The organism is Actinomadura flavalba DSM 45200 (assembly GCF_000374305.1).
Lineage (GTDB): Bacteria > Actinomycetota > Actinomycetes > Streptosporangiales > Streptosporangiaceae > Spirillospora > Spirillospora flavalba.
Genome location: NZ_KB894101.1, coordinates 86,823 through 111,082 on the forward strand (window position 1 = coordinate 86,823; position 24,260 = coordinate 111,082).

23 protein-coding genes are annotated in these 24,260 nt (G+C 71.7%); 12 read left to right on the plus strand and 11 right to left on the minus strand.

Annotated features, from left to right (window positions below; genetic code table 11):
- Positions 1-14: 14 nt before the first annotated feature.
- The 5 genes from C229_RS33205 to lanKC form a co-directional block, all read right to left on the minus strand.
- The gene (locus C229_RS33205; RefSeq protein WP_018657865.1) at positions 15-2,249 is read right to left on the minus strand and encodes an ATP-binding cassette domain-containing protein; all 2,235 of its coding nucleotides are present in this window, start codon (positions 2,247-2,249) and stop codon (positions 15-17) included.
- A 14-nt stretch (positions 2,250-2,263) separates the two neighbouring features.
- On the minus strand, positions 2,264-3,892 hold the full coding sequence (locus C229_RS31810; RefSeq protein ID WP_205624550.1) for an ABC transporter ATP-binding protein: 1,629 nt from the start codon (positions 3,890-3,892) through the stop codon (positions 2,264-2,266).
- 247 nt (positions 3,893-4,139) lie between these two features.
- On the minus strand, positions 4,140-4,259 hold the full coding sequence (locus C229_RS34530) for a SapB/AmfS family lanthipeptide (RefSeq protein WP_018657867.1): 120 nt from the start codon (positions 4,257-4,259) through the stop codon (positions 4,140-4,142).
- 62 nt (positions 4,260-4,321) lie between these two features.
- The gene (locus C229_RS34535; RefSeq protein WP_018657868.1) at positions 4,322-4,447 is read right to left on the minus strand and encodes a SapB/AmfS family lanthipeptide; all 126 of its coding nucleotides are present in this window, start codon (positions 4,445-4,447) and stop codon (positions 4,322-4,324) included.
- Between the two features lie 9 nt (positions 4,448-4,456).
- The gene (gene lanKC / locus C229_RS0125055; protein ID WP_026314144.1) at positions 4,457-7,009 is read right to left on the minus strand and encodes a class III lanthionine synthetase LanKC; all 2,553 of its coding nucleotides are present in this window, start codon (positions 7,007-7,009) and stop codon (positions 4,457-4,459) included.
- Positions 7,010-7,283: 274 nt separating this feature from the next.
- On the opposite strand from lanKC, the gene C229_RS31815 reads away from it, so the two are divergent.
- Together C229_RS31815 and C229_RS0125065 are read left to right on the plus strand one after the other, a co-directional pair.
- Positions 7,284-7,817, plus strand: a complete 534-nt coding sequence (locus tag C229_RS31815; protein WP_018657870.1) for a MauE/DoxX family redox-associated membrane protein — start codon at positions 7,284-7,286, stop codon at positions 7,815-7,817.
- 43 nt (positions 7,818-7,860) lie between these two features.
- A complete protein-coding gene (locus C229_RS0125065; protein WP_018657871.1) occupies positions 7,861-8,355 on the plus strand; it encodes a hypothetical protein in 495 nt (164 codons plus the stop codon).
- Here C229_RS0125065 and C229_RS0125070 read toward each other — a convergent pair.
- On the minus strand, positions 8,330-9,259 hold the full coding sequence (locus C229_RS0125070) for an ArsR/SmtB family transcription factor (protein ID WP_240487394.1): 930 nt from the start codon (positions 9,257-9,259) through the stop codon (positions 8,330-8,332). The two genes, C229_RS0125065 and C229_RS0125070, sit on opposite strands and share 26 nt — an antisense overlap.
- 770 nt (positions 9,260-10,029) lie before the next feature.
- On the opposite strand from C229_RS0125070, the gene C229_RS35595 reads away from it, so the two are divergent.
- Positions 10,030-10,173: a hypothetical protein gene (locus C229_RS35595; protein ID WP_240487388.1), complete on the plus strand. Its 144-nt coding sequence runs from the start codon at positions 10,030-10,032 to the stop codon at positions 10,171-10,173.
- Between the two features lie 81 nt (positions 10,174-10,254).
- Here the strand turns inward: C229_RS35595 and C229_RS0125080 are convergent, their stop codons facing one another.
- Positions 10,255-11,061, minus strand: a complete 807-nt coding sequence (locus C229_RS0125080; RefSeq protein WP_018657874.1) for an SGNH/GDSL hydrolase family protein — start codon at positions 11,059-11,061, stop codon at positions 10,255-10,257.
- A 174-nt stretch (positions 11,062-11,235) separates the two neighbouring features.
- Here C229_RS0125080 and C229_RS0125085 point away from each other — a divergent pair, with 174 nt between their 5' ends.
- From C229_RS0125085 to C229_RS0125115, 7 genes are all read left to right on the plus strand, one after another.
- A complete protein-coding gene (locus tag C229_RS0125085; protein ID WP_018657875.1) occupies positions 11,236-11,601 on the plus strand; it encodes a nucleotide pyrophosphohydrolase in 366 nt (121 codons plus the stop codon).
- 366 nt (positions 11,602-11,967) lie between these two features.
- On the plus strand, positions 11,968-12,882 hold the full coding sequence (locus C229_RS0125090) for an SPFH domain-containing protein (RefSeq protein WP_018657876.1): 915 nt from the start codon (positions 11,968-11,970) through the stop codon (positions 12,880-12,882).
- 3 nt (positions 12,883-12,885) lie between these two features.
- Complete coding sequence (locus C229_RS0125095) at positions 12,886-13,137, plus strand: type II toxin-antitoxin system antitoxin (RefSeq protein ID WP_018657877.1); 252 nt, start codon at positions 12,886-12,888, stop codon at positions 13,135-13,137.
- 1 nt (position 13,138) lies between these two features.
- Entirely contained in the window at positions 13,139-13,759 is a 621-nt protein-coding gene (locus tag C229_RS0125100; protein ID WP_018657878.1) for a GOLPH3/VPS74 family protein, read from the plus strand.
- A 372-nt stretch (positions 13,760-14,131) separates the two neighbouring features.
- Complete coding sequence (locus C229_RS0125105) at positions 14,132-15,592, plus strand: hypothetical protein (protein ID WP_155885038.1); 1,461 nt, start codon at positions 14,132-14,134, stop codon at positions 15,590-15,592.
- Positions 15,593-16,249: 657 nt separating this feature from the next.
- The gene (locus C229_RS0125110) at positions 16,250-16,918 is read left to right on the plus strand and encodes a lysophospholipid acyltransferase family protein (protein WP_081640030.1); all 669 of its coding nucleotides are present in this window, start codon (positions 16,250-16,252) and stop codon (positions 16,916-16,918) included.
- Positions 16,919-16,970: 52 nt separating this feature from the next.
- The gene (locus C229_RS0125115) at positions 16,971-17,552 is read left to right on the plus strand and encodes a 3'-5' exonuclease (RefSeq protein WP_018657881.1); all 582 of its coding nucleotides are present in this window, start codon (positions 16,971-16,973) and stop codon (positions 17,550-17,552) included.
- A 4-nt stretch (positions 17,553-17,556) separates the two neighbouring features.
- On the opposite strand, the gene C229_RS0125120 is transcribed toward C229_RS0125115, so the two are convergent.
- Positions 17,557-18,627 (minus strand): mechanosensitive ion channel family protein, encoded by a 1,071-nt coding sequence (locus tag C229_RS0125120; RefSeq protein ID WP_018657882.1) that lies wholly within the window; start codon positions 18,625-18,627, stop codon positions 17,557-17,559.
- A gap of 135 nt (positions 18,628-18,762) precedes the next feature.
- Between C229_RS0125120 and C229_RS0125125 the strand changes: the two genes are divergently transcribed.
- Entirely contained in the window at positions 18,763-20,415 is a 1,653-nt protein-coding gene (locus C229_RS0125125; RefSeq protein WP_026314146.1) for a CocE/NonD family hydrolase, read from the plus strand.
- Here the strand turns inward: C229_RS0125125 and C229_RS0125130 are convergent.
- Genes C229_RS0125130 through C229_RS0125140 form a run of 3 tightly spaced genes read right to left on the minus strand, consistent with a single transcriptional unit; the run spans position 20,402 to position 22,739 of the window.
- Positions 20,402-20,851, minus strand: coding sequence for a peroxiredoxin (locus C229_RS0125130; RefSeq protein WP_018657884.1), 450 nt, complete (start codon positions 20,849-20,851; stop codon positions 20,402-20,404). The two genes, C229_RS0125125 and C229_RS0125130, sit on opposite strands and share 14 nt — an antisense overlap.
- A 29-nt stretch (positions 20,852-20,880) precedes the next feature.
- Positions 20,881-21,507 (minus strand): hypothetical protein, encoded by a 627-nt coding sequence (locus C229_RS0125135; protein WP_018657885.1) that lies wholly within the window; start codon positions 21,505-21,507, stop codon positions 20,881-20,883.
- Positions 21,504-22,739, minus strand: coding sequence for a serpin family protein (locus tag C229_RS0125140; RefSeq protein ID WP_018657886.1), 1,236 nt, complete (start codon positions 22,737-22,739; stop codon positions 21,504-21,506). Before C229_RS0125140 ends, C229_RS0125135 begins: the two co-directional genes overlap by 4 nt.
- Positions 22,740-22,978: 239 nt before the next feature.
- On the opposite strand from C229_RS0125140, the gene C229_RS0125145 reads away from it, so the two are divergent.
- Entirely contained in the window at positions 22,979-24,217 is a 1,239-nt protein-coding gene (locus C229_RS0125145; protein WP_018657887.1) for a glycosyltransferase, read from the plus strand.
- The last annotated feature ends 43 nt before the right edge of the window (positions 24,218-24,260 follow it).

Below are 24,260 nucleotides of genomic sequence, written 5' to 3' on the forward strand. Positions count from 1 at the left end.
CACCCGTGACACCGTCACCCCACCGTCGACTTCCCGGAGGGTGCCTCCGGCACCGTCCACCGCCCGAACAGATCCGCATACAAAGCGGATTCGCGCAAGAGCCCGTCATGCTCCCCGACGACCGCCCTTCCCCCGTCCAGCACCAAGATCCGGTCGGCTCGCCGCGCGGACGTCAGCCGATGCGCCACGACGATGAGCGTGCCGGGCCGTCGCCGGAATGCCTCCTCGGCCCGCGCCTCCGCCCCGGCGTCCAGATGACAGGTGGCCTCGTCCAGAATCACCACCCGCGCCGTCGACAGCCACACCCGCGCCAACGCGATGAGCTGCATCTCCCCCGGCGTCAACCCGCACCGTGGCCCGATCCGTCCCGCGAATCCCCCGACCCGCCCGACCAGCTCCCCCAGCCCCAGCACCTCGACCACGGCGTCCAGTTCCGCGTCCGCCACGCCGTCGCCCGCCCCTCGACCGTCCAGGCCGTCTCCCGGCCAGGCGCAGATACCGAGGTCACCACGCGTGCCAGATGCGGTGGCGGTATCACCGACGCCGCCGGACCACGACCGAGGGTCTGGGAGTTCTCCGTCCTCTCCGCGTGATGAAGCGGGCCGCCGAAGATAGACGAGGTTCTCCCGGAGCGTCCCGGTGAAGATGTACGCCTCCTGCGGAATGAGAGCCACCGTGGCGTACCGCCAAGTCGGCTCCACCTCCTCCAACGGCACCCCACCGAGGAAGACCCCTCCCCGCTGCGGACGGACCAACCCAGCGAGCACGCTCGCCAGCGTCGACTTCCCAACCCCGCTCAACCCCACGACTGCAAGATGAAACCCCTCATCCACCCCGAACGTCACGTCCCGCAAGACCGGCTCAGCCCCGTATCCGAACGTCACCCCCTCAACACCAACCCGAAAACCACCCAACTCCCCCGCGTCCAAGCCCCGCCCCAGCCCCGCCTTGCCTCCCGTGCCCTGCCCTCCCCCCATTCCATGCCCCGCGACATCTCCCGCCCTCTGCCCTCCCCCACCTCCCATTCCGTGCCTCGCGGCATCGCCCGCTCTCTGCCCTCCCCCAACCCCCATTCCGTGCCCCGCGGTGTCTCCTGCTTCCTGCTCTGCGTTACCTCCCATGCTCACGGCATGTCTCTCGGTCGCCGTCGATCCGCTCAACGTCGGCAACCCTCCACTGCCCGGTGTCGACTCCACATCTGGTCGGTGAGCGTGGGCGTCGCTTGTTCGGTGTGCGTGGACGGCGCTGCGGCGGCGCTTCGGCGGGACGGCGGAGGTCGTGTCCGGCCGGTCCGGTGGTGGCTGTGGCGGGGTGGTCGTGGTCGTCTCCAGGCGGTGCAGGGTGACCGCGAGTTGGACGCCCGCGCCGCCGGTCGTCTGGACCGCCGCTCGGAGGGCGGGTTGCAGGTTGGCGGTGACGTACGTCAGGGTGCCGAGGATTTCGCCGGTGCTGAGATGGCCACCGGCCACCAGCCAGGGTGCCGCGACGAGCACGGTGACCAGGGCGAGATGGCCGCCCGCGAGGCCGAGCGCGAGACGCAGCGCGTGGGCGCGCGCTAGTGCCCGTTCGGCCCGTGCCTGGCGGTGCAGGTCGGTGCGGGAGGCCGCCATGGCCTGCGGTTCGGCGCCGCAGGCGACGACGTCTCGGACGGCTCCGAGCAGGCGGCCGACGGTGCCCGCGACCCGTTCCTCGGCCAGCAGGCTTTCGCGGTGCCGCTCCACGAGCATGGGCAGCAGCCGCACGAGCAGCACCGCCACGAGCAGGACCGGCGGCACGACGAGCAACGCGACGATCGGCGCGAGGAAGGCGAGGCCGATCAACGCAGCGGCGACGGTGAAGGCGACCTGCTGAAGACCGAGCAACAGCCCGCCCGCGGTGTCTCGGACGACCTCCGTGTGCTCCGACATCCGGGTGATGACGGTCAGGTCGGGGTTCCGCCCGCCGCCCGCCGCCCGCCGGAGCGTCCCGGTGACGACGCGCCGCACCAGCCGGTCGCGCAGCGGCTCGACGACGCGGCCCAGCGCGGGCGGGATGCGCCGGGCGCCGACCGCTCCGACGACCATGGCCAAACCGAGACCGCCCAGCCAGGCGAGCCCCACGTCGCCGCGTCCGTCGAGGAAGCCCCGGTCCACGGCGAGCGCGACCAGGCGGCCCGACACCAGCGCGGGCAGCACCGCGACCGCGGACCACAGCAGGACCGGCGCGATCGCCCGCCGCTCGCGCAGTGCCTCGCGCAGCAGCCCGCCCACCGTCGCCCCGGCCCTCACGGCGCCGCCGCCGGGCTGAAGAGCGCCCGATAGGCCGGGTCGGCCCAGAGTTCGTCGTGCGGGCCGTGCGCGCGGACGCGCCCGGTGTCGAGCCACACGACCGTGTCGGCGCGGGCCGCCGTCGACGCACGGTGCGCCACCATGAGCCGTGTCCCGGTGGCGCCGGCCGTCAGGGCCTGACTCACCTGGGCCTCGGTCACCGTGTCCAGGCTGGAGGTCGCGTCGTCGAGGACGAGCAGTCGCGCGTCACGCACGAACGCGCGGGCGAGCCCGAGACGCTGCCGCTCGCCGCCGGACAGGGGCGCCTCGTCAAGCGGGGTCGCGTATCCGTGCGGAAGCAGACGGACGAAACCGTCCGCGCCCGCGATGACCGCGGCTCGTTCCACTGCGGACCGCGAGGCGTCGGACCCGTAGGAGACGGCCCCCGTAATGTCGGCGCCGAGCAGGTGCGGTCGTTCGAAGGCGTAGGCGACGGCGCGACGCAGCTCGCCGGGTGAGATCGCGTCGATCGGCACGCCGTCCAGGTGCACGTGGCCCCGGTCCGGGGCGAGCAGACCTCCGGCGACGGCGGCGAGCGTGGTCTTGCCCGCGCCCGAACGGCCGACGAGCGCCGCCGAGGACCCCGCCGGGACTGTGAGGTCGACGGCGGTCAGCAGCGGTCCGCCGTCGCCTTCGACGGTCACGCCTCGGAGCCGCAGTTCGCCGGGGCCGGGAGGGAGCGGGCGGACGCCCGGCGCGGTGACGGGGTGGTCGAGGATGGCGCCGATCCTCCGGGCACCGGCACGCAACCGGGCGAGGCGCAGCAACAGGGACGTCTGGCCCAGCACGCCGAGCGCCATCGGCGCGTATCCGGCGACGGCGAGCATCTGTCCCGGGGTGAGCCGTCCGGCGAGTACGCCCTGGCCCGCCACCGCGAGCGCCGCGAGCCCGGTGAGCGGGAGCAGGAGCGTTCCGTGCCCCTGAATACGCCCGTAGGCACGCCACAGGTCACGGCCCGACGCGGACAGTTCAGGCAGCGGGGCGAGGATGCGGTCAGCCTCGCGCCGCCAGGTACCGGAGGCGCGGATGGTGCGGACACCCGCGAGCGCGTCGAGCATCCGCGCGGAGATCTCGCCCTGAATCTCCTGGTACCGGGTGGCCAGGTCGGACGCGCGCCGGACGAAGACCCGCATCAGCACCAGTCCGAGCGGCACGGCGAGGACGACCGTCGCGGCAAGGCGCCAGTCGATGAGGGCGAGCGCAACGAATCCCCCGATCGAGACGGCGAGATTGGAGGCCCCTCCGACGAGTACCGGCATCGCCGCCGCGACCTGCGGTGCACCGCTCACCACACGGCTGGTGAGATCACCGGCCGAGAAGGCCCGCTCGCCCGGCAGCCCTAGCGCGAGCACATGTCCGATCAGCAGATCGCGGATTCGCAGCGTCGCTGCGGAGGTACAGGCGACCTCTCCCACTTTGACCAGGGACGCTCCCGCCAGTGAGCCGATCAGCACGACCCCGAGCCAGATTCCCGCCGCCCACGCGCTCCCGCCTTCCCGCAACACTGCGTCGGCCGCCCCGGCGAGCACCGCGGGCAACAACAACGCACACACCGAATTGACCAACGTCGCCCCGACCAGCACCACCGCCCCCCAGCCCAGCGACCTCCCCCACACGCCCCGAAGAACCGCCCGCCGTCCCCCCGCGTCCCTCACAATCCGCACGCCCCATCCACCTCCCTCAATGCCTCCACACCTCACAGGAACGCCACCTCACAGGAACGCCACCTCACAGGAACGCCACCTCACAGGAACGCCACCTCGGCCGGCAGCCTGGGGGCTGCCGGCCTTCCGTTCGCCGTGAGGGCGCCTCTCACGGCGAACGGAATGGTGGTCAGCAGCAGTTGAAGAGGCTGCCGTTGCTACAGCACTCCCACCAGCTCGCGACGCTGTTGGGTTCGGCGCCGGGAGCACGGTCGATCGTCATGGACTGGAGGTCGAGGATCTGTGCCATGTCGGTTGTCCACCTCCTTCCGGTGTCGCGTCGGGTCGTGCGCGTTCGGGTGCGGCCGCCGGTCAGCAGCCACAGGTGAAGGGCACCCAGCTGCCCTGGGAGCAGCACTCCCAGACGCTGCCGTTGCTGTCGGCGGCCGAGCTCGCGCGCTCGACCTCCAGGCTCTGCAGTTCGAGGATCGAGGCCATGGTCTGTTCTCACCTCCTCTGGAGGGTCGTGCGGTCCCCTGCCCCAGGGGCGAGGAAGGGGAGTTCTCGGGGCCGCCCGCCGAGGGCGGCTGCCAGGGTGAGGAGCACGCCGGCCGAGCCGGTGGCGAGATCGGTGGACAGCCGCAGCAACTGGTCGCCGATGAAGGCGACGGGCCGCTCGTACGCTTCGGCTCCCGGGCCCGCGTACGGCACCGCGTGCCAGCCGAAGTGGCGCAGGTGCCTGCGGACGATCTCGTCACCGGGGGCGAATCCCGTGTGCAGGAGGTACGACAGGATGCCCGCGCGCCCGTTGAACAGCCCGGCCTGCACGTAGTAGTGCGACCAGGCCGCACGGCGGATGCCCTCCTGCGCCTCGGTGAACGCGTCGTCATCGCGGTGCCGCAGGTACTCGTGCAGCACCGTCCCGATGCCCGCGCTGCCGGTCGCGAGATAGGGCAGGACGCGCCAGCCCTCGTCGACCTGGAGCGTGCTGTCCTTCTGGGTCCACTTGCAGGCTTCGAGCTCGCGCCGCAGGGCGCGTTCGGCCTCGTCCAGGAGGTCACGCTCGCCGGTGTGCTCGTAGAGCCGGAGGAAGAACAGCGCGGGCCCGCTGAAGCCGTGCATGAGCCCGGCGCGGTAACGGCCCTCCTCTGGTCGGCGCAGCCGTTCGATGAGGTGTTCGGCGGTCCGCTCGGCGGCGGTGGTGTCGCCGAAGTGCAGCTGCCCGAGCCCGATGCCGGCGAGCCCGCGGAACAGCGTGTGATCGGTCGTGGCGGTGTCGGCCGGGGCGCGGTCGAGTAACTCGCGGGCCTCGGCGCTGTGACCCAGACGATCGAGCACGTAGGCGATCCCGGCGGCGCCGTCGTAGAAGCCCGGTGGGGGACGTTCGACGCGCCCGACGGCGTCGAGCAGCCAGCGCTCGTGCTCCTCGGTGCGTTCCGCACCGGCTTCGTCGAGTGCCCACAGCACTCCGGCCGCGCCGTAGGCGAAGCCGAGGCCGCCGGTCGGTCCGGAGAACTGCTCGATGTCACCGGGAAAGAGCCGGTCGGTGCGGCTCGGTGCGGCAGTGGCGTGGATCGCCGCGGCGATCGAACTGCGCAGCCGTTCCCAGCCCGGAGGTTCCGGCGTGGGCCAGAGTGTCGGTGCACCGGTCGCGGGTTCGTGACCGAGGTCGGCCCTGACCCTGGCGGCGTAGTCGGCCGGGACGGGGAACTGCTCGGTGACGAACCCGATGAACTGGTCGATCTTGGAGTCGTCCCAGCGGAGCGCGGCCGTCAGCGACACGAACACCGCGAGCCGGATGCAGCCGAGCGCGTACCGGTCGATGGCGGCCCCGGTGAGATGGGACGGCGCCTGGTAGCCGGGCGCGCCGAGCGCCGGGTGGACGGCGCCGTCGAGGTCGGCGACCAGTTCGAAGTCGACGAAGGCGATGGAGTCGTCCTCCCGGACGATGATGTTGCCCGGATGCAGATCACCGAAGATCATGCCGCGTGCGTGCAGACCGTCGAGGGCGCGCTCCACCCGGTCGACGACCGCGAGAGCCCAGGCCGTGTAGTCGGTGATCTCCTGCTCGGTGGCGCCGTAGTGCAGCATCGGGTTCCGCCGCACCATGTGGTGCGACAGCGTCTCGCCCTCGACGTACTCGCGGACGAGGAAGTGGTGCTCCCAGCAGACGCGGTATTCGACGAGATCGGGAATCGCGTCGAGGTCGGCCATGCGCTCCAGGAAGTCCGCCTCTCGGCGCAGCCGGATGACGGCGTCCTCCCCGGCCCGGTCGAGGCCGGCGAGGGGGCGCGCCTCCTTGAGCAGGACGGGCGTTCCCGTGCGGGTGTCGGTCGCGCGGTAGAGGCCGCCCCCGTTGGAGAAGTGCAGCGCCTTCTCGACCGTGTAGGGGAAGTCGTCAAAAACGTTCTGGTCGCGGGCGGTGAGGGCGGGCGTGAGGAAATCCGGCACGGTGACCCATGCGGGCACGCGGAAGACCGGTTCCCGGTCGTCGGGGACCAGACGTCCGTCCGGAGTCTCGATCGCGGGGACCATCTCGCCGCCGTCGGCGCGGCAGAGCCGCTCGCGGAAGCCGCCGTAGCGCACGTAGAGCGGTCCGGACTCCCAGCGCAGGTCGCTGAGAATGTACGGACCTCGCTGTCCTTCGAGCATGCCGCCGAGTTCTGCCAGCGTTTTCTCGAGAACGCGATCGTCGGGCGGATAGATCGTGATGAACTTGCCACTGCCCCCGCGTTCCGCGTATTTGCTGTTGCGGGCGAGAAGAACACGCCTGCTCCGCAGGAACTTGAACGGCAGTTCCCGGTCGACGCAGTATTCGGCGACGATGCCGAGGATGTGCTCGGCGTTGTCGAGGCCGGCGGATACGTGGATCTTCCACCCCTGATCGGCCAGCGTCACCTCGGGGCGTCCCTGCATCATCCAGACGCCGCGCGGTATCCTCATCCAGCCGCGAGGGACCGGCAGGTCAACGGCATATCCGTCGATGCCGGACGGTTCGGCCGACGGTGAGTCATAGAAGACCGGGTCGGCCATGCCGTAGGCGTGATATCGCAGATCCATCGCAACCTCGATCCGAGCACGTGGCGGTTTCGCCTCCGCCATCCTGCGCCACCCGCCCACACATCGCCACATTCTTCGGCACGCACCGAAGCGTACTCTCCCTTTGTTCGGCCAGCACCGAAACGACCAGCCCACATAGGCGCTTGTCCTGCATCAAGGAACCATTCGACGGGAAACGCGGTATCGTCGCAGGCGACGCGGGTACGAGAAGCACCCGCGCTGTTCCGTCCGGCGAGATTCGCCCATGAATGGCACGGTAAGCAGGTGATGCTCCATGACGATCTTCCTGAGTGCGGCGGGGACGTTCCTGGTCGTCCTCGTCCTCGCGGCCGGCGCCGCCGGACATGTCCGCTCACCCGGTGTCCTCGGCGCCGCCCTGCGGACCCACGGCGCCCTTCCGTCCTTCCTCGTACGCCCGTTGGCCGTGGCCGTGCCCGCTGCCGAGGCGGCTATCACCGGTGTCGCACTCTGCGCGTTCGCCGCCGGGAGCGGCGGCGTGCTCCGTGCGGCTCTGGTCGCCGCCGCCGTGCTGACCGGTGGTTACGCGATCTACACCGGCTACATCGCACGAACCCGGGAGAACGTGCCGTGCGGCTGCTCGTCGGCGAGCGGGACGTTGACCGGCTGGGTCGCGCTGCGCGCGGGCGTGCTCGCGGCGATTGCCGCGGGGGCAGCGCTCGGCGCAGACGCGGCGGTTCGCGCCACCGGAAGCGAAACGGTCGTGACCGCACTGGCGGGCGCCGTGTTCGCGGCCCTGCTGTGGGAGGCGCCCGCGCTGGCCGACCGGCCGGCGCGGGCCGTCGGCTGACCCTCGGAGTTACCGGCGACGATTCTCGAAGGGACTGATCATCATGGACTTCGCCACGTCAGCGGATCTAGCTCTGTGGGCCGCCCTGCTGCTGACGGCCGTGGCCATCGTCCGCGTACACCGGAGGACGAATGCGGTCGCGGCGCGGCTTCCCGAACTCGGGCTTCCCGTCGGCGCCAAGGCACCGGGGCTCGACCGGCTCGACGTCGCGCCGGACGGACCGACGCTGCTCCTCTTCCTCAGCTCGGGGTGCGGGGGGTGCCCCGCCGTGCTGGAGGAAGCGCTGGCCTTGGCGGCCGGCGGCCGGGCGGTTCCGATGCGCCTGGTGTTCTCGGGCGATCCGCTACCGATGAACGGCGCGGCCGGGCTCATTCCGATCCGGACGGGTGAGCGTGCGCTGCTGGACGACTACCGTGTGCCCGGCACGCCCTTCGCCGTCCTGGTCGAGGCCGGACGGGTCCGCCGCGCGGAGCCCGTCCGGTCGATGCGGGTGCTCGGCGACCTGGCGGGGGTCACCCCGCCTCCCGGCGCCGCGTGAGTTCGGACCCCAGCGGCGTGATCGTGTGCACCGCGTGACGCCCTGCCCGGCCCGTGGTGATCAGCCCGGCGTTGCGCAGCACCTTGACGTGCTCGCTCGCGGTCGAGGGCGCGACGTCCAGGCGGCGGGCGAGCTCGGTCGTCGTGATTCCACCGACGGCGACGGCGAGCACGGCCGCCCGGGTGGGACCGAGCAACGCCGACAGCGACCCCGTGAAGGCCGTCTCCGTCTCGTGCAACGGCGCCGTGAACGCCATGGAGACGGGAAAGAAGAGAACCGGAGGTTCCTCGGGATCTTCAACGACGACCGTGCGGCGCCCGCAGAACACGGACGGGGCGAGAACCAGCCCACGCCCATCGAGCCGGATCTCACGATCCATCTCGTAATTGATCTCGTAGACTCCCGAGTTCCAGTTTGAGGGAGTCACGAGTGTGGACAGCAGATGTTCAAGCCCGCCCTCGGCCACGCCGCGCAGCCGGTGCGCCTTTTCGGCGTCGATACGTGCCTGGATGCGCTCCCAATAGGGCGCGATGGCCACGGAATGATAGTCACGCAGAGCCCTGCCGAGTTCGATCCGGGCGGCCGGTTCACCGGCGGCCAGGGCGAGCATCTCTGCGGGGGTGCGCTTTCCGGCGCCGAGCACCGTGATGTCGCGATGCAGACGATCACGCGGTGTTCCCTGCACCGCCTCGACGCTCGACCGCCAGTGGCAGGCGCCTTTGCGGGGGATCAGGAAGGAGACGAGGTCACCGCGGGCGGGACACAGGGTCAGCAGGATACGGGCGGTTTCGGGAAACCGCGTGCGTACCTTGATCCGCCAGTCGCCGAGCGTTCCCGCCTGGGAACGCGAGCGGAGGGCCCGCAGGCTCAGTGCGGCCTCCCACAGCGGATGCGCTTCCGACATCCGCACGCGTGCGAGATCATTTCCGGTAAAACGAATGCGTAACATGGATGTTGCCCCCGAACGAACAGAACGACGCGCTTACCGTCCCCCTCGACGCACGCGCGGTGGTCGCGCGCGTCCATTGAATCGGACATCCCCGCGACGTCTTCCCCAAGACGCCGGCGGACGCGGAACATTGATCATCAGCCTACACCTCCACCGATCCCGCGTTTACCACTGGATCAGTAGGACATTGTCGGCACACCCGGCATGTCTAGACGCGTCACCCGCCCGCGGTCAAGACCCCCGGCGTGACCAATGCCATGACCTCGCACGGATCATCGCCCATTTCCACCACTTCGCGCACGGCCGACGTCGCACTTCTCCCGAGAACCGTCGACCCCGAATCTTTCTCGCAATTTCACCTCCATCACACCGCGTGTCCGAACGACACCGGCGGACGGGGGTGCCACCGTGACGGTCAGGGCGTCAGCAACGCGTCACTCACCCACCGTGACCTCGCTCAACTCCCAACAAAGTCCACGGAATCACTCCGTCTCCCACGCGGCATGTCGCGCCACATCCGACAGTTCGTCCTAGTAGCGTTCAAGCGCTTTGCTCCTTACGCCCCGATCACGCACAGTGATCACGGACGCCCGGACACGAACGCGGAAGGACGACGCGGTGTGATCACGGCCCTCGCTCTCGTCTCTCTCATCGGCCTGCTCGCGCTGTGCCTCCGGCGCACCAGGCCGCCAGCGGAACCTGCCGCCACCGAATATCCCGAATCCATGACGGCCGAACTCGAGCCAGGCGACGAGGAGTTCCTCGCCTGGCTCGCCGATCAGCTCTGGCCGGAGGACGAGTATCTGGACTTCGATACAGCGGGTGCCGACCACGACGACGAGGAGGAGTCCGGCGGCATGTTCTGCTAATTCCGGCAAGACGGCACACCGTACGCAAACGAACCGGGCCGGCCCGTGGGGACCGGCCCGGTAGGCGGATGCCGCGCGGGCTCAGCCGACGGTCGAGCGTGTCAGCGCCGAGCGGAAGGCGGGCAGATAGCCCTGCGCGTGCCCCTTGGCCGTGGGGTGGTAGGAGTCCCCGATCGGCACGGTCACCGCGTTGAGGTAGCCCTGCCCCGAGCACAGCTCCTTGCCCGCGAACTCGTCACGGACGTCGGAGAACGTGAATCCGGCCCGTCCGGCGGCCTTGTCGACCACGTCGTTGAGCACGTCGGCGGCCTGGTTGAGGACCGTCCGCTTGGTGTTGTTCAGGCCCACGCATCCGCTGACGATCGTGTAGAGGCGCGGATAGCCGAGCACGACGACCCGCGCGGACGGAGCCTTGCCGCGGATCTCGGTGTACAGGCCGTCGAGCCTGCCGGGCAGCGTGGAGGTCATTGTCGTCCGGGCCGCGGCGACCGCACTCTGGCAGTCGGCCGTCGAGCGGAGCACGCACGTCTCCATGACCTTCGCGAATCCGGCGTCGTTACCGCCGACGGTGATGCTGACCAGGTCGGTACCGGCGGCGAGCGAGCCGAGCTGTCCGCTGCGGACGGTGGCCGTGGTCGCGCCGGAGCAGGCGGCGAACCGGAACGAGGAGGTCGCGTTGGCCGCGACCCACAGCCGCGGGTAGGCGTTGGCACTGCGCTTGCACGTGCCGCTCGCGGGATCGTAGGCACCGGCGCCGGTGCCCGAGGAGTAGGAGTCGCCGAGCGCGACATAGTCGGGCCCGGCCGCGAAGGCGGGGGTGAACGGCAGAGAGGCGGCGCAGAACGCCACGATTCCGAGGATGGCCGAGGACTGGCGGGGACGTCGCATCAGCACTCCGTGAGGCAGACCGAACGGGTGCTCTGTTTATAACTCCGCTCGGCGCGCAGCGCCCGCCTCAATGTTTCCCGGCGATTTGTTACTTCTCACCGTTGAAATGCCACAAATCGACGCAACGTGATCATGGGTCGGCCCGCGCCGGGTGAGCGCGCGTACGCTGGCGCGATGCGAGAACTGGAAGAGCTGGCCGAACGCCTCCGTGCGTTCGCCCGCACGCGGGACTGGGAGCAGTTCCACACCCCGAAGAACCTGGCCATGGCCCTCTCGGGCGAGGTCGGCGAACTCGTCGCCGAGTTCCAGTGGCTGACGCCCCACCAGGCCGCGACCGTCATGGACGATCCCGCGTCCGCCGGCCGCGTCCGCGCCGAGATCGCCGATGTCTTCCTGTATTTGATCCGCCTCGCCGACGTCCTCGGCATCGACCTGACGCAGGCCGCGCAGGTCAAGCTCGATGAGAACGCGCTGCGCTACGACGCCGGAACCTATCGCGGCTCGACCCGGAAGGCCCCGCCCCTCCAGGACCCTCACTGATCAGCGGTCCGAGACCGCCGATTCGGAGCCGCGCAGGAGTTTCCGGACGGTCCCAGGCGGGAGTGCCGCCGCGGGACGGCTGGGACGAGTCACGACACTTGATCGAGGACAGAACGAGACGGGCGCCGCTCAGCATGAGCGGCGCCCGTCTCGTCATGTTGGCGGCGGTGCGGGGAGCCATCCCCCCGGTGGTCCCCGCACCGCGCGCGCCTTTTGAGGGGCGCATCAGGTAGAACGCGCCGGATGCGCCGGATGTTCCTGGCCGGTCCACCGCGTTCCCGGCCGCCCGCGTCGGGGGCAGGTGGAGTCGCGACTTGGAAAAGTGATATCACTTTGCTATTCTCGTGCCATGGCGGAGGAGGAGAGATGACGAAGAACGCAGTGGCGAACGTGGAGATGCCGCGTCCGCAGGTGGAGGAGCGTCAGGCCAAGGACATCGGCGGCTGGGGCATGCTCGGTGTCTCGATCGTGCTGGTCCTGGCGGGCGCCGGTGTGCTGGCCGGGGGTGTCGCCGCGGGCGGCGCGGGGATCGTAGTGGGGATCGTCGTCGGCATAGTGCTGTTTCTCGCGGGGCTCGTCCTGGCGGCGGGGCTGACGCCGGTCGCGCCGGGCGAGGCCCGTGTCCTCCAGCTTCTGGGGCGGTACACCGGCACGGTTCGCACGGACGGGCTGCGGTGGGTGAACCCGATCACGCAGCGGCAGCGCATCTCGACGCGAATCCGCAACCACGAGACCGGTCAGTCCAAGGTCAACGACCTGGACGGCAATCCGATCGAGATCTCCGCGGTCGTGGTGTGGCAGGTGCGCGACACCGCGCGGGCGGTGTTCGAGGTCGACGACTTCGTTGAGTTCGTCGCCTTCCAGACCGAGGCGGCCGTCCGGCACATCGCCGGGAGCTTCCCCTACGACTCCGCCGAGCGGACGTCGCTGCGGGACAACGCCGACGAGATCACCGCGCAGCTCTCCGACGAGCTGTCGCAGCGCGTCGAGTCGGCCGGGGTACGGATCATCGAGTCGCGGATCACGCGGTTGGCGTACGCGCCGGAGATCGCGCAGGCGATGCTGCGGCGGCAGCAGGCCGGCGCGGTCGTCGCAGCCCGCAAGCAGATCGTGGACGGGGCCGTCGGCATGGTGCAGCTCGCCCTGGACCGGCTCGACCAGGAGCACGTCGTCGATCTGGACGAGGAGCGGCGGGCCACGATGGTCAGCAACCTGCTCGTCGTCCTCTGCGCCGACCGGGACGCCCAGCCGGTCGTGAACACCGGGTCGCTGTACCAGTAGCCCGTGCCGAACGAACGCAAGAAGATGCTGCTGCGGCTCGACCCGGCGGTGCACGACGCGCTCGCCCGTTGGGCGGCGGACGAGCTGCGCAGCACCAACTCCCAGGTCGAATACCTGCTGCGCCGGGCGCTGATCGACGCGGGCCGGATGCCGGGCTCCGCCGGACGGATGCGGCGCCCGGGGCGGCCGGCCAAGAACGAGGAACCACCCGACCCGTCCGTACAGGACGGGGAAGACGACGGGGAAGTGGCGTGACATGGTGAACGTTCCCGACTCGCTGCCGGCGCGCATGTACCTGCTGGCCCATGATCCGCGCCGTCAGCGCATGACGGCGGGTAGTCGGCTGGGCTACGTGCTGCGGGCCGCCGCGCTGACCGAGCTCTTCCTGGACGGTCGGCTGTTGGACGAGCGCAAGAGGGCGGTGCCCGGAACTCCGGGCAACGACCCCTACGGCCTGCTCGCCCAGATCGCGTCGTCGCGTCCGCGGACGTGGCAGCACTGGGTCCGCAAGGACAGCCGTGCGATGAAGCGCCGGGTCCAGAGCGAACTGGTCGACGCCGGTCTCATCCGCGTCCAGGAGCACCGCGTGCTCGGCGTCTTCCCGGCGACGCGGGTCACCGTGCGCGACCCGCGCGTCGTGAAGTCGCTGTGGCGCGGTGCGTCGTCGGCACTGTGGGGGCAGCCGGTGGCCCATGTCAACAGCCTCGACGCGGCGGTAGTCGCGTTGGCGGCGGCTGGCGAGATCACCACGTTCCTGCCCCGGTCCGAACGCCGTCGGCACAAGCGCCGCATCGCCGACCTGTCCGCTCGCTCCGGTCCCGCGCCGAAGGCCGTGCGCAAGGTGATCGAGGCGAACACCGCGGCAGCGGCGGCCTGAGCCACGCCAGACACTCCCGGTAGGTGCACCGGGCGGCCGCAGCACGGGGCCGCATCTTCGCACCGGAGATCACCGTTCCCGACAGGGGCATCGGGCGGGCGCAGCACAGGGCACGCAGTCTCGGCGGAGATCACCGTTCCCGGCGGGGGCATCGGGCGGGCGCAGCGCGGGGTCACATCTTCGCGGCGGAGATCACCGTTTCCGGCAAGTGCGTCGGGCGGCCGCAGCTCGGGCTCATGTGGTCTCGGCGGAGATCATGGCATTCGGTGTGTCTGATCGGCGTGGGCGGTCTGGGTGAGAGTCGGCTCGGTGGTGAAGGGGTGGGTGGACAATTCGGGTGCGGTGGGGCGGGTGGCTCTCTACGGTGGCGGGGTGTTCGAGCACCGTGGGAACGAGACCGAGTCCCTTTACGACCATGTGCGGGCGCATCTGCCGGCGGCCGGGGCCGGGCTGCGGGACGGCGGTGCGAGACTTCCGGACGAGGAGCACGGGGCCCTCTGGGCAGCGGGCGCCAGGGACGGGGTGCTCACGCACCATTGGGCGGGGCAGGCCGACGCGGACGAGGTGGACCGGGTCGTGCGGGCCGTGCTCAGCGGTGACGCCGCGACGGTCGAGGCGGCGCTGGAAAGCGTACGGGTCGTCGTGGTGGTGGAAGACCTGCTGCGGCGCGTCGCGACCGAGGCCACCGACCACCGGGCCGTGTACGAGCTGGCGCACCGGCTGGCGACCCGGTCCGCGCGGCGCGAGCCCGTCAAGGCGGGGCTGGCGCTGCTCGGACTGTTCAAGGCGGCACCTCACCGGGACGTCCTGACGACGCTGGCGAGGCACGACGAGTTCACGCTGTTCGCCGTCGTCGCGCTGCTCAACGGCGCCGACGACCCCGAACGCGAACTGTGGGACGTGGCGCGGAACGTGACCGGCTGGGGCCGTGTACACACCGTCGAGCGGCTGGCGGACGCGAGCAACCCCGAGGTGCGCGCGTGGATGCTGCGCGAGGGGTTCCGCAACGACGTCCTGGACCAGTACCTGGCCGGCGTCGCCGCGACGACCGGCGACCTGGCCGGAGCCCTCGCCGCGGAACGACCGGACGACCGCCTACTCGACGCGGCGGGTGATCTCCTGGTCGCGCTCGCGGATACCTCCGGCCCGATGCGTGGCATGCCGGACTATCCGGACGGCGAACGTGCCACCGCCCGCTATCTCGATCATGTCGCTACCCGGCCCGGCAATCTGCGGCACTTCGTGGCCGTCTGGTCGATCCGCACCTACGCCGAGGAGGCGTGGCCCGCGCTCGCCGCCCGCGCCACCGCGTTCCTCGAACGTCCGGACTGGCGGGATCTGGCCGTCGAGGGGTACTTCACGGCGGATCGAGAGGAGTTCCTGATCGTGGACCGCGCGTGCAGCCTGATGGGAATTCCGACCCACGCCGCCCATCTGCGCTGGCTGGCCACCCGGCCGCTGGACGCCCATCACTGGCGCGGCGCACTGCACGGCGCGGATGACGACACCGCCGCCGAAGCGGTCCGGCTCGCCGAGCGGACGCTGCCCCTCGATCGGCTCGCGACCGGCCCCTCCGGTCAGGCCGAGCCGTCGGACGCCCTGCACGCGCTCGCCACGGTCGTCGAGAACCTTCCCGACGGCCCGGTCGGCTGGCCACTGGTCGCTGCGGCACTGGCCAGTCCGCTGCCGCGCGCCCGGAACCTGGCCGTCCGCACGCTGGACGACTGGGGCGCGGACGCATGGCCCGCTGACGCGCGAACCGCGCTCGCCACCGCCGCAGCACGCGAACCGGACGACGAACTGCGCGCCCGGATGACGTCACAACTCGGCTGAGCTACCGCCGCGCCACATCAGCCGAGCCCCGGCCAGAGCTACCCGAACCCGACAGCAAACCGTGCCCTTGAAGAGTTCCCGCTGAGCCGAGTTCCCCACGCCGACCCACCGACCGTGCCGGGGCCACCCGCGCGCGAACCGACGACGCACCACATGATCCAGCGTCCCTACCCGGTCGACCGCCGCTGCGGCCTACCGGCTTTGCCCTGCTCGCCGCGTCGGCCCATCGAGCGCGCCCGGGGCGCCCGGCGCGCGAACTGGCGACGTGCCGCGGGATGCAGTGCTCTGCTTGGACGGCCGCCGTTGCGGCTTATCGGCTGTGTTCTCTTCGTCGTGACGGCCCATCGGCCGCGTTCGAGCACCCTCGTTCGAGCCGCGCGCGTTCGGGGCGCGCGCGTTCGGGGCGCGCGCGTTCGGACCGGTGGTGCGCTGTGGGAGCTGGTGCTCTGGTTGGTTGGTCGGCTGTGGCCTGGGGGTGGGGGCGTTCAGGTGGCGGCGGTCGTCCGGGGCGCGGGGTCGTGCGGGGTGGGGCGAGTGGGCGTGCGGTCTCTTGGTAAGGCGCTCAGGGCAAGGGTTGGGGTCTTCAAATTGTTCGGGTGGTCCTTTGACGGTTGCGTGTAGGCGTGCGTGCGGTGCGGCGCTCTTACGCTCGGTCGCATGGCTTCGGACCGTGTGATCTATCCGCTGATGAAGTACGTCGTGCTCGGTCCGGCGCTCCGGGTGCTGTTGCGGCCCCGGGTGCGCGGTGTCGAGAACGTTCCGGTGGAGGGGGCGGTCATTCTCGCCGCCAATCACCTCGCCGTGGTCGATTCGTTCGTGCTGCCGCTGATGGTGCGGCGCAAGGTGTTCTTCCTCGGCAAGCACGAGTACTTCACCTGTCCGGGCCGCCGGGGCCGGGCGATGGCGGCGTTCTTCCGGGGCGTCGGGGCGATCTCCGTCGACCGGTCCGGCGGCGGGGCCGCGACGGCCGCGCTGGACGCCGGCGCGGGCGTGCTGGAGGCGGGCGGAGTGTTCGCGCTGCACCCGGAGGGCACCCGCTCCCCCGACGGGCGGCTGTACCGGGGCCACACGGGCGTCGCGCGGCTGGCGCTGCGAACCGGCGCGCCCGTCGTCCCGGTGGCGCTGACGGGCACCGACCGCGTCCAGCCCGCCGGGCGCACGCTCCCCCGCCCGGGACGCGTCGACGTCCGCTTCGGTCGGCCCATCGACGTCTCCGGCCGGTCCGCCGACGACGTACGGGCGATCACCGACGAGATCGTGGCCGCGATCCAGGAGCTGTCCGGCCAGGAGTACGTGGACGCCTACGCACCCCGGCGCAGCGGATGAAGGCCCCGAAAACCACTGGCGGCAATGCTCCTCCCCTTCGTAGCGTTCGGCCATGGACGAGGACGAACGGCTGATCAACGTCGTGGACATCGAGGCGACGTGCTGGCGCGGTCCGACGCCCCAGGGCCAGACCGGCGAGATCATCGAGATCGGGCTGTGCGTCGTGGACGTGGTGGCGCGGGAGCGCGTCGCGCGGCACCGGGTCCTCGTGCGCCCGGAGCGGTCCGAGGTCAGCGCGTTCTGTACCGAGCTGACCGGGTTGACGGCCGAGGAGGTCGCCACCGGCGTCGGCTTCCGCGAGGCGTGCGCGCTGCTGGAACGCGAGCACCGGGCGGGAGCGCGGGTCTGGGCGAGCTGGGGCGACTACGACCGGCTCCAGTTCACCCGCCAGTGCGCGGCGTCCGGCGTGCCCTACCCGTTCGGCGCGCGGCACGTGAACGTCAAGGCCGCGCACGCCGCCGCGCACGCACTGCCGCGTCGGCTCGGCATGGCGGCGGCGCTCCGGCACGACGGGCTGCCGCTGGAGGGACGGCATCACAGCGGTGTCGACGACGCCTGGAACATCGCGCGCCTCGCCCTCGGCGTGATCGGCCGCGACGCGTGGCCGCTCCCGGTCGCCCGGCCCGGCGGCTGAGCCGTCAGCCCCGGCTCTGTCGCGGGATGCCGGGGAGGTCCGGAACGGCGTCGTCCGCGGCGGCCAGGCGCAGGACGGGGAACGGGGTGGCGATGCCCTCGTCGCGGAAGCGGCGGTGCAGCCGCTTCACGAACTCGTGCTTGATGCGGAACTGGTCGCCGAACTCGCCGGTGCGCAGGATGACGCTGAACTTGATCGCCGAGTCGCCGAAGGTGTGGAACCGGACGAGGACGTCGGCGTCCTCGACGCCGCCCTCGACCTCGCTCATCACGGCGCTGCCGACCTCGACCACGATCGCCTCGACGGCGTCCAGGTCCGCGTCGTAGGGCACCTGCGCCTGGAGGACGAGGCCCATGTCCTGGGCGGGCCGGTGGTAGTTCGTCAGGATCGTGTCGGAGAAGCGCTGGTTGGGGATGACCTCGACGTTGTCGGACAGGGTCCGGATCGAGGTGTTGCGCCAGTTGATGTCGACGACGTACCCCTCCTGGCCGCTGCTGAGCCGGATGTAGTCGCCGGGCTCGATCGTCTTGGACGCCAGCACGTGCACGCCCGCGAACAGGTTGGCGAGCGTGTCCTGGAGGGCCAGCGCGACGGCCAGACCGCCGACGCCGAGCGCGCCGAGCAACGGCGTGATCGAGACGCCGAGGCTTTGCAGCATGATCAGGATGCCGATGCCGAGCACGATGACGCGCGTGATGTTCGCGAAGATCGTCACGTTCGCGGCCGAGCCCTGCCGCGCGGTCGCGATCGACGTGACGCCGCCCGCGATGAGCCGCGCCAGCGCCAGCGTCACGACGAACACGGTGATGGCCGTGAGGATCTTGCCGATGTAGTCGAGCGTCTTGGCGTCGGGGGCGAGGACCTCGGCGGCGAGCCAGAGGCCGCCGAGCACCGACAGCGGCAGCGCCAGGTCGTGCAGCAGCTTGGCGAACAGGTCGTCCCACGCCCAGCGGGTGTCACCGGCGCGCTTGGTGAGCCGCCCGGACGCGAACCGCAGGACGATCGCGATGGCGACGGCGACCGCGAACAGGATCGCGGCGGTGATCACCCGGCTCCAGTCGACCGAGTCAGGCATGGGGGTCAGCGCTCCTCTCAGCGTTGCGAGCCCGCCTGCCGAGCGCGGGCCGCCGAACCCCAAGATCGTAGTGACCCGGCCGGGGCGCCGGGGCCGGGTGCGGGAATCGGCCGGCCCCCGATTACGATCGGGAGAATGGTGGGTGCGGGATTGCTGCGCCGGTTGGGGGTCACGGCGCTCGGGCTGCCGAACGGCCCCCACCGCGTCACGGTCGAACGCGATCTGCGCGTCCCGGTCGACGACGGCGTGACGCTGCTCGCCGACCGCTACGTGCCGGACGGCGTCGAGCGTCCGCCGACCGTGCTGGTCCGCTCCCCCTACGGGCGGCGCGGCCCGTTCGGGCTGATGTGCGGGCAGACGTTCGCCTCCCACGGCTTCCAGGCCGTCGTGCAGAGCGTGCGGGGCGGGTTCGGCTCGGGCGGCGAGTTCGAGGCGCTCGACGAACGCGACGACGGGCTCGCCACGATCGCGTGGCTGGAGCGGCAACCGTGGTTCGGCGGGACGTTCGCGATGCACGGCCCCAGCTACCTCGGGTACGTGCAGTGGGCCGTGGCCGCCGACGCCGGGCCGTCGCTGAGGGCGCTGTCCATGCAGGTCACCGCGTCGCAGTTCCGCGAGGCGATCAACGTCGGCGGGACGTTCGCGCTGGAGTCGACCCTGATCTGGGTGGATCTCACCGCCCGCATGAAGCATCCGCTGTCGGGGCTGACGACGGGCGTCCTGTCGCCCCGGCGGGCGCGGCGGGCGACCCTGTCGGGACGTCCCATCGCCGAACTGGACGCGCTGGCCACCGGGGCGCCGCAGCGGTTCTTCCAGGACCTGCTGGAGCACGGCCCCGACAGCCCCTTCTGGGACCGCCGCGACTTCAGCGCGGGCGTCTCGCGGGTGTCGGCGCCGGTGAACATGACCGGCGGCTGGTACGACATCTTCCTGCCGTGGCAGATGCAGGACTACGCGGCGCTGCGCGCGGCCGGGCACCGCCCGTATCTGACGATCGGCCCGTGGTTCCACGCCGACCAGAAGATGATGCGCGGCTCGATCGAGGAGGCGCTGCGCTGGTTCCGCGCGCACCTGCTGGACGATCCGTCGGAACTGCGCGAGATGCCCGTCCGGCTGTTCGTGACGGGGGCGCGGGAGTGGCGCGAGTTCCCCGAGTGGCCGGTGCCCGGCATGACGGAGGAGCGGTGGCGGCTCCAGCCGGACGGCGGTCTGGGCACCGGTACGCCGCCGGTGTCGGAGCCCACCCGGTACCGCTACGACCCGGCGCACCCGACGCCGTTCCTCGGCGGGCCGACGCTCCTGGGCGGCAGCCGTCCCGTCACCGACCAGCGGCGGCTGGAACGCCGCCGCGACGTGCTGACCTTCACCTCCGCGCCGCTGGCCGAGGACGTCGAGATCATCGGCCCGGTCGCGGCGGAGATCTTCCTGCGGTCGAACCGCGAGCACACCGACGTCGTGGTGCGGTTGTGCGACGTCGCGCCGGACGGCACGTCGCTGAACCTGTGCGAGGGCATGCGGCGGCTGGTGCCGGGCACGCCGGAACCCGACGCGGACGGTGTGCGCCGCGTCGAGGTGGAGCTGTGGCCGGCGGGCCACCGCTTCGCCGCGGGGCACCGCGTCCGCGTGCAGGTGTGCAGCGGCGCGTATCCCCGCGTCGCGCGCAATCCGGGCACGGGTGAGCCGCTGGGGACCGCCTCGGAGCTGCTGACGGCCGATCAGGAGATCTTCCACACGGCGGACCGTCCGTCGGCGATCGTGCTCCCCCGCGTCGGGATCAGCGGCGTTTGAGGGCCGCCAGGGCGCGGTCGGCGTGGACGTTCATTCTCACCTCGCTCTTGATGATCTCCAGGACGCGGCGGTCGGTGCCGATGACGAACGTCTGGCGCCGGGTGGGGAGCAGGGCGAGGCCCCGCTTGACGCCGAAGCGTTCGCGGACGACGCCCTCCGGGTCGGACAGGAGCGGGTAGCCGAGGGAGTGCTTGTCGGCGAACTCCTTCTGCTTCGCGACGTCGTCGGCGCTGATGCCGACGGCCTGGCCGCCCGCGTCGGCGAGTTCGCGCGCCAGGTCGCGGAAGTGGCACGCCTCGGCCGTGCAGCCGGGCGTCATGGCCGCCGGATAGAAGAACAGCACGACCGGGCCCGCCTCCAGCAGGCCGGTCAGGCTGCGCGAGGTCCCCGTCTCGTCGGGGAGCTCGAAATCGTCGATCTGGTCACCGATCCTCATGCGCCCGACCGTAGCGCGGCCCCCCGGTCTCAGGCGGGCTGGGGACGTCCCGCGAGCAGCGCCCGCACCGCCGAGACGGTCCAGGTACCGGACGCGCCGGGACGTCCGCGCAGGTAGGACGCGGCCCGGACCGGCGACCAGCCGTGCGCCTCGCGCAGCCCGTTGCCGAGCATGCGCAGGTAGGCGGGGGCCGGGGCGTTGAGCGCGGCGCCGTCGATGCCGTGCGGCGCCGTGAACGTCAGCACCGGGTGGCCCTCGTGCTCACCGACGCGCAGGATCGTCTCGTAGCGGCCGGGGCCGACGCGCTGGCGTCCGGTGGCGAACACCTCGGTGAGGTCGACGTCGTCGCTCACCGGGCGGTGCATCTCCTGCGCGATCACGTCGCTGAACTGGCCGAGCGTCAGCAGATAGGCGCGGGCGGCGGCACGGCCGGGCAGCGCCGGGTCGTAGAACGCGACGCCGCCGCCCCACGTCGCCGACGTGGCGCCGAAGTAGATCCCGCCGGGCAGCGTGACCGCGCGGTCGGCGGCGGCCGGGCGCGGATCGCGGCAGCCGGTGTAGTGCACGGCGGCGCCGGACGGGCGCCCGCCCGCCAGATAGCAGGCGAAACGCTCGCGGTACAGGTTGCTTCCGTAGGCGGCGTACCAGAGCCTCATGCGTGCCCGGGGTCGGCGACGCGGGCCAGGAACAGCGGTTCCCCGGTGCGCTGCTCGCGCACGAGCAGCAGGTGGGGCCGGTCGAACGCGACGCTCGGGCCGGCGGAGACGGCCGTCACACCGGCGGCGGTTCCCGCGGCGGCTTCGGTTCCCTTCTCGTCCACTCGCATCATCGCTGCATGATGCACGAACTGGAGGCGATCCGCATGCGCGGAGATGCCCGTGAGATCCGCGCGGTCGGAGAACGCGATGCCCATGCCGAGGCCGGTGAGCACGTTTCCCGCGTTGAGACGGGACTTGAGGTCCACCTTGGGCAGGCGCAGTGCGACGTGTGTCTCTTTCCGCGCGGCGTCGAGCCGATCCAGGGTCTCGGTGGTGAGGTCCGGGCATCCTCCCGCGCGGGCGTCGGGCAGGAGCGCGGTCAGGCTGAGCCGTCCGCCCTCGTACGGGAGGGCGACGGCCGTCCACCCGGCGGCCCGCGCCAATCCGGCCCGGACGTCGGCGCTCATCATCGGCACGGACGTGCGGGCCCCGGCGGCGGTGGTGAAGGGCGATGGCGCCGTCCGGTCGGGGTCGAAGCGCCGCTTCCACTGGGCCTTGAGATAGACGGCGTCGGTCAGGACGAACCCGGTGTCCCGGGTGACCGCGCCCGCGGGGATCAGGTCGCGGATGCGGCCGGACGTCGTCTGCTCGACGTGGCGGTTGATCAGGCGGCGGGCGCCCTCGGGGTCGGCGCCGAACGGGGCGGTGCGCACGCCGGCGTCGTAGGCCGTCGTCACGCGGTCCAGATAGGACGGTTCCAGTGCCGCGACCGACGGCGTCCAGACCTGGTCCGTCACGCGCCATGTCACGCCCTCGGTGTTCAGGCCGCGCATCGCCCGTTGCCGCGCGTGCAGCGCGGGCACCGGATCGCCGGGCGGCAGGCGTAGCGCGCGGGTCATCGCGAGCGCGGTCTCGCCGCGCGCGCCCAGCGCCACCATGCCGACCCCGGCCGCGAGGCTGCTCGGCGAGAGCACGAGGTTTCGCCGGGGCTCCGCACGGCACCAGCGGTCCAGCACCGCCAGGCCGAACGCGGTGTCGGCGCGGGCGGCGACGCGGGGGTCGGCCGCCGTGACCGCGATCACTTTTCCCCGCTTCTCCGGGACCGGTGGCGGCGCGGGCTCCGACCCGCACGCCGACGCGGCGATCAGCACGAAGGAGCAGGTCAGAGCGGCCGCGGTGACGGAACCCATAACCGGTTCGACGCGCCGTTGACCGTAACGGTTCCGAGACTTTCCCCGGACAGGGTTTGCGAAAAGCGGCGGGTGGTTAATACTCATGTCGAGCAGTTCGCTCGATCGCGGCGGGAAAGCAAACCCCCACCGCACCGCTCCTCCCCAGGGGGCGTTCGAGCACAGCCCAACTGCTCGTTGTTCGGTGCCTAAGACGCAGGTACCTCCGGATTACCCCTGCCTTGTCCCGGAGGACTGTCATGCGTCGCACCCACACCATCGCGCTCGTCACCGCCGCCGACCTTTCCGATGGCACCTCCCACGCGACCGCCGTCCGTGAGCTGGCCCGCTCCCTGGCCCGCCCGATCGACGACGGCGGCCTCGGCCACCGCGTCACCGTCTACGCCCGCCGCCAGGACGAGAACGCCAAGCTCCGCTCCCGCATCGCCGCCGGCGCCGCCCTCCAGCTCCTGGACGCCGGGCCCGCCGCCAAGCTGAGCGACGACGAGATCCTCGCGCACATCGGCGAGTTCGCCGACGCCCTGCGCCGCCGCTGGAGCCGCGCCGCCCGCCCGGACGTCGTCCACGCCCACGGCTGGATCGCCGGGCTCGCCGCCTGCGCCGTCGCCCGCGAGATGGACATCCCGTTCGTGCTCAGCTACCACGGCCTCGCCGCCGGTGAGCGCGGCGCCGGACGCACCGTGCACCCGGCCCGGATGCGGGTCGAGACGGCCGTCGGCCGCGACGCCGACATCGTGCTGGCCGCGCACACCTCCGAGGCCGAGGCGCTCGCCCGGATGGGCGTGCCGCGCCCGCTGACCCGCGTCCTGCCGACCGGCATCGACGACACCCTGTTCACCCCCGCCGGTCCGGCGATGCCGCGCGGCGACCGCGACCGCATGGTCGTCGTCACCCGCGACCTCGCCGACGGCGGCGTCGAGTCCGCGATCCGCGCGCTGGCCCACGTGCCCGGCGCGGAGCTGACCATCGCGGGCGGCCCGGCCCGCGAGGAGCTGGAGAGCGACCCGGTCGTGCACCGGCTGACGGTGCTCGCCAAGGAGCTGCACGTCGCCGACCGCGTCGTCTTCCTCGGCGACGTGCCGCGCAAGTCGCTGCCCAAGCTGCTGCGCACCGCGCGGCTGGCGCTGAGCCTGGCGCCGACGCTGCCCGCGCCGTCGATCGCGATCGAGGCCATGGCCTGCGGCGTCCCGGTGGTCACGACCCCGGCGGGCGCCAACGCCGACAGCGTCCTGGACGGCATCACCGGACTGCACGTCCCGGCGGGCCGTCCGGCGGGGGTGGGCCGCATGCTGCGCCGCCTGCTCGCCGAGGACACCACCCTGAACGGCTGGTCGATCGCGGCCGTGGACCGCGCGCACTCGCGGTTCGCCTGGAACCGCATCGCCGCCGAGACCGCCCGCGCGTACGAGCGTCTGCTGCCCACGCCCGAGCCGGTGGAGGAGCCGGCCGACGACCTGGCCGCCGCGCTCGCGAGCTGACCCGCCCGGTCCCCGGACGCGACGAGGCCCCTGCCCGGTGACG

Coding starts and splice junctions, on each gene's coding strand:
- C229_RS0125070 (WP_240487394.1), bottom strand. CDS start 9,259: ATGTCGGAAGCGCATCCGCTGTGGGAGGCCGCACTGAGCCTGCGGGCC.
- C229_RS31815 (WP_018657870.1), top strand. CDS start 7,284: ATGACGATCTTCCTGAGTGCGGCGGGGACGTTCCTGGTCGTCCTCGTC.
- C229_RS34530 (WP_018657867.1), bottom strand. CDS start 4,259: ATGGCACAGATCCTCGACCTCCAGTCCATGACGATCGACCGTGCTCCC.
- C229_RS34535 (WP_018657868.1), bottom strand. CDS start 4,447: ATGGCCTCGATCCTCGAACTGCAGAGCCTGGAGGTCGAGCGCGCGAGC.
- C229_RS0125145 (WP_018657887.1), top strand. CDS start 22,979: ATGCGTCGCACCCACACCATCGCGCTCGTCACCGCCGCCGACCTTTCC.
- C229_RS35595 (WP_240487388.1), top strand. CDS start 10,030: ATGACGGCCGAACTCGAGCCAGGCGACGAGGAGTTCCTCGCCTGGCTC.
- lanKC (WP_026314144.1), bottom strand. CDS start 7,009: ATGGATCTGCGATATCACGCCTACGGCATGGCCGACCCGGTCTTCTAT.
- C229_RS0125115 (WP_018657881.1), top strand. CDS start 16,971: ATGGACGAGGACGAACGGCTGATCAACGTCGTGGACATCGAGGCGACG.
- C229_RS0125090 (WP_018657876.1), top strand. CDS start 11,968: ATGACGAAGAACGCAGTGGCGAACGTGGAGATGCCGCGTCCGCAGGTG.
- C229_RS0125065 (WP_018657871.1), top strand. CDS start 7,861: ATGGACTTCGCCACGTCAGCGGATCTAGCTCTGTGGGCCGCCCTGCTG.
- C229_RS0125110 (WP_081640030.1), top strand. CDS start 16,250: ATGGCTTCGGACCGTGTGATCTATCCGCTGATGAAGTACGTCGTGCTC.
- C229_RS0125100 (WP_018657878.1), top strand. CDS start 13,139: ATGGTGAACGTTCCCGACTCGCTGCCGGCGCGCATGTACCTGCTGGCC.
- C229_RS0125140 (WP_018657886.1), bottom strand. CDS start 22,739: ATGGGTTCCGTCACCGCGGCCGCTCTGACCTGCTCCTTCGTGCTGATC.
- C229_RS0125085 (WP_018657875.1), top strand. CDS start 11,236: ATGCGAGAACTGGAAGAGCTGGCCGAACGCCTCCGTGCGTTCGCCCGC.
- C229_RS0125120 (WP_018657882.1), bottom strand. CDS start 18,627: ATGCCTGACTCGGTCGACTGGAGCCGGGTGATCACCGCCGCGATCCTG.
- C229_RS0125125 (WP_026314146.1), top strand. CDS start 18,763: ATGGTGGGTGCGGGATTGCTGCGCCGGTTGGGGGTCACGGCGCTCGGG.
- C229_RS0125130 (WP_018657884.1), bottom strand. CDS start 20,851: ATGAGGATCGGTGACCAGATCGACGATTTCGAGCTCCCCGACGAGACG.
- C229_RS0125135 (WP_018657885.1), bottom strand. CDS start 21,507: ATGAGGCTCTGGTACGCCGCCTACGGAAGCAACCTGTACCGCGAGCGT.
- C229_RS0125080 (WP_018657874.1), bottom strand. CDS start 11,061: ATGCGACGTCCCCGCCAGTCCTCGGCCATCCTCGGAATCGTGGCGTTC.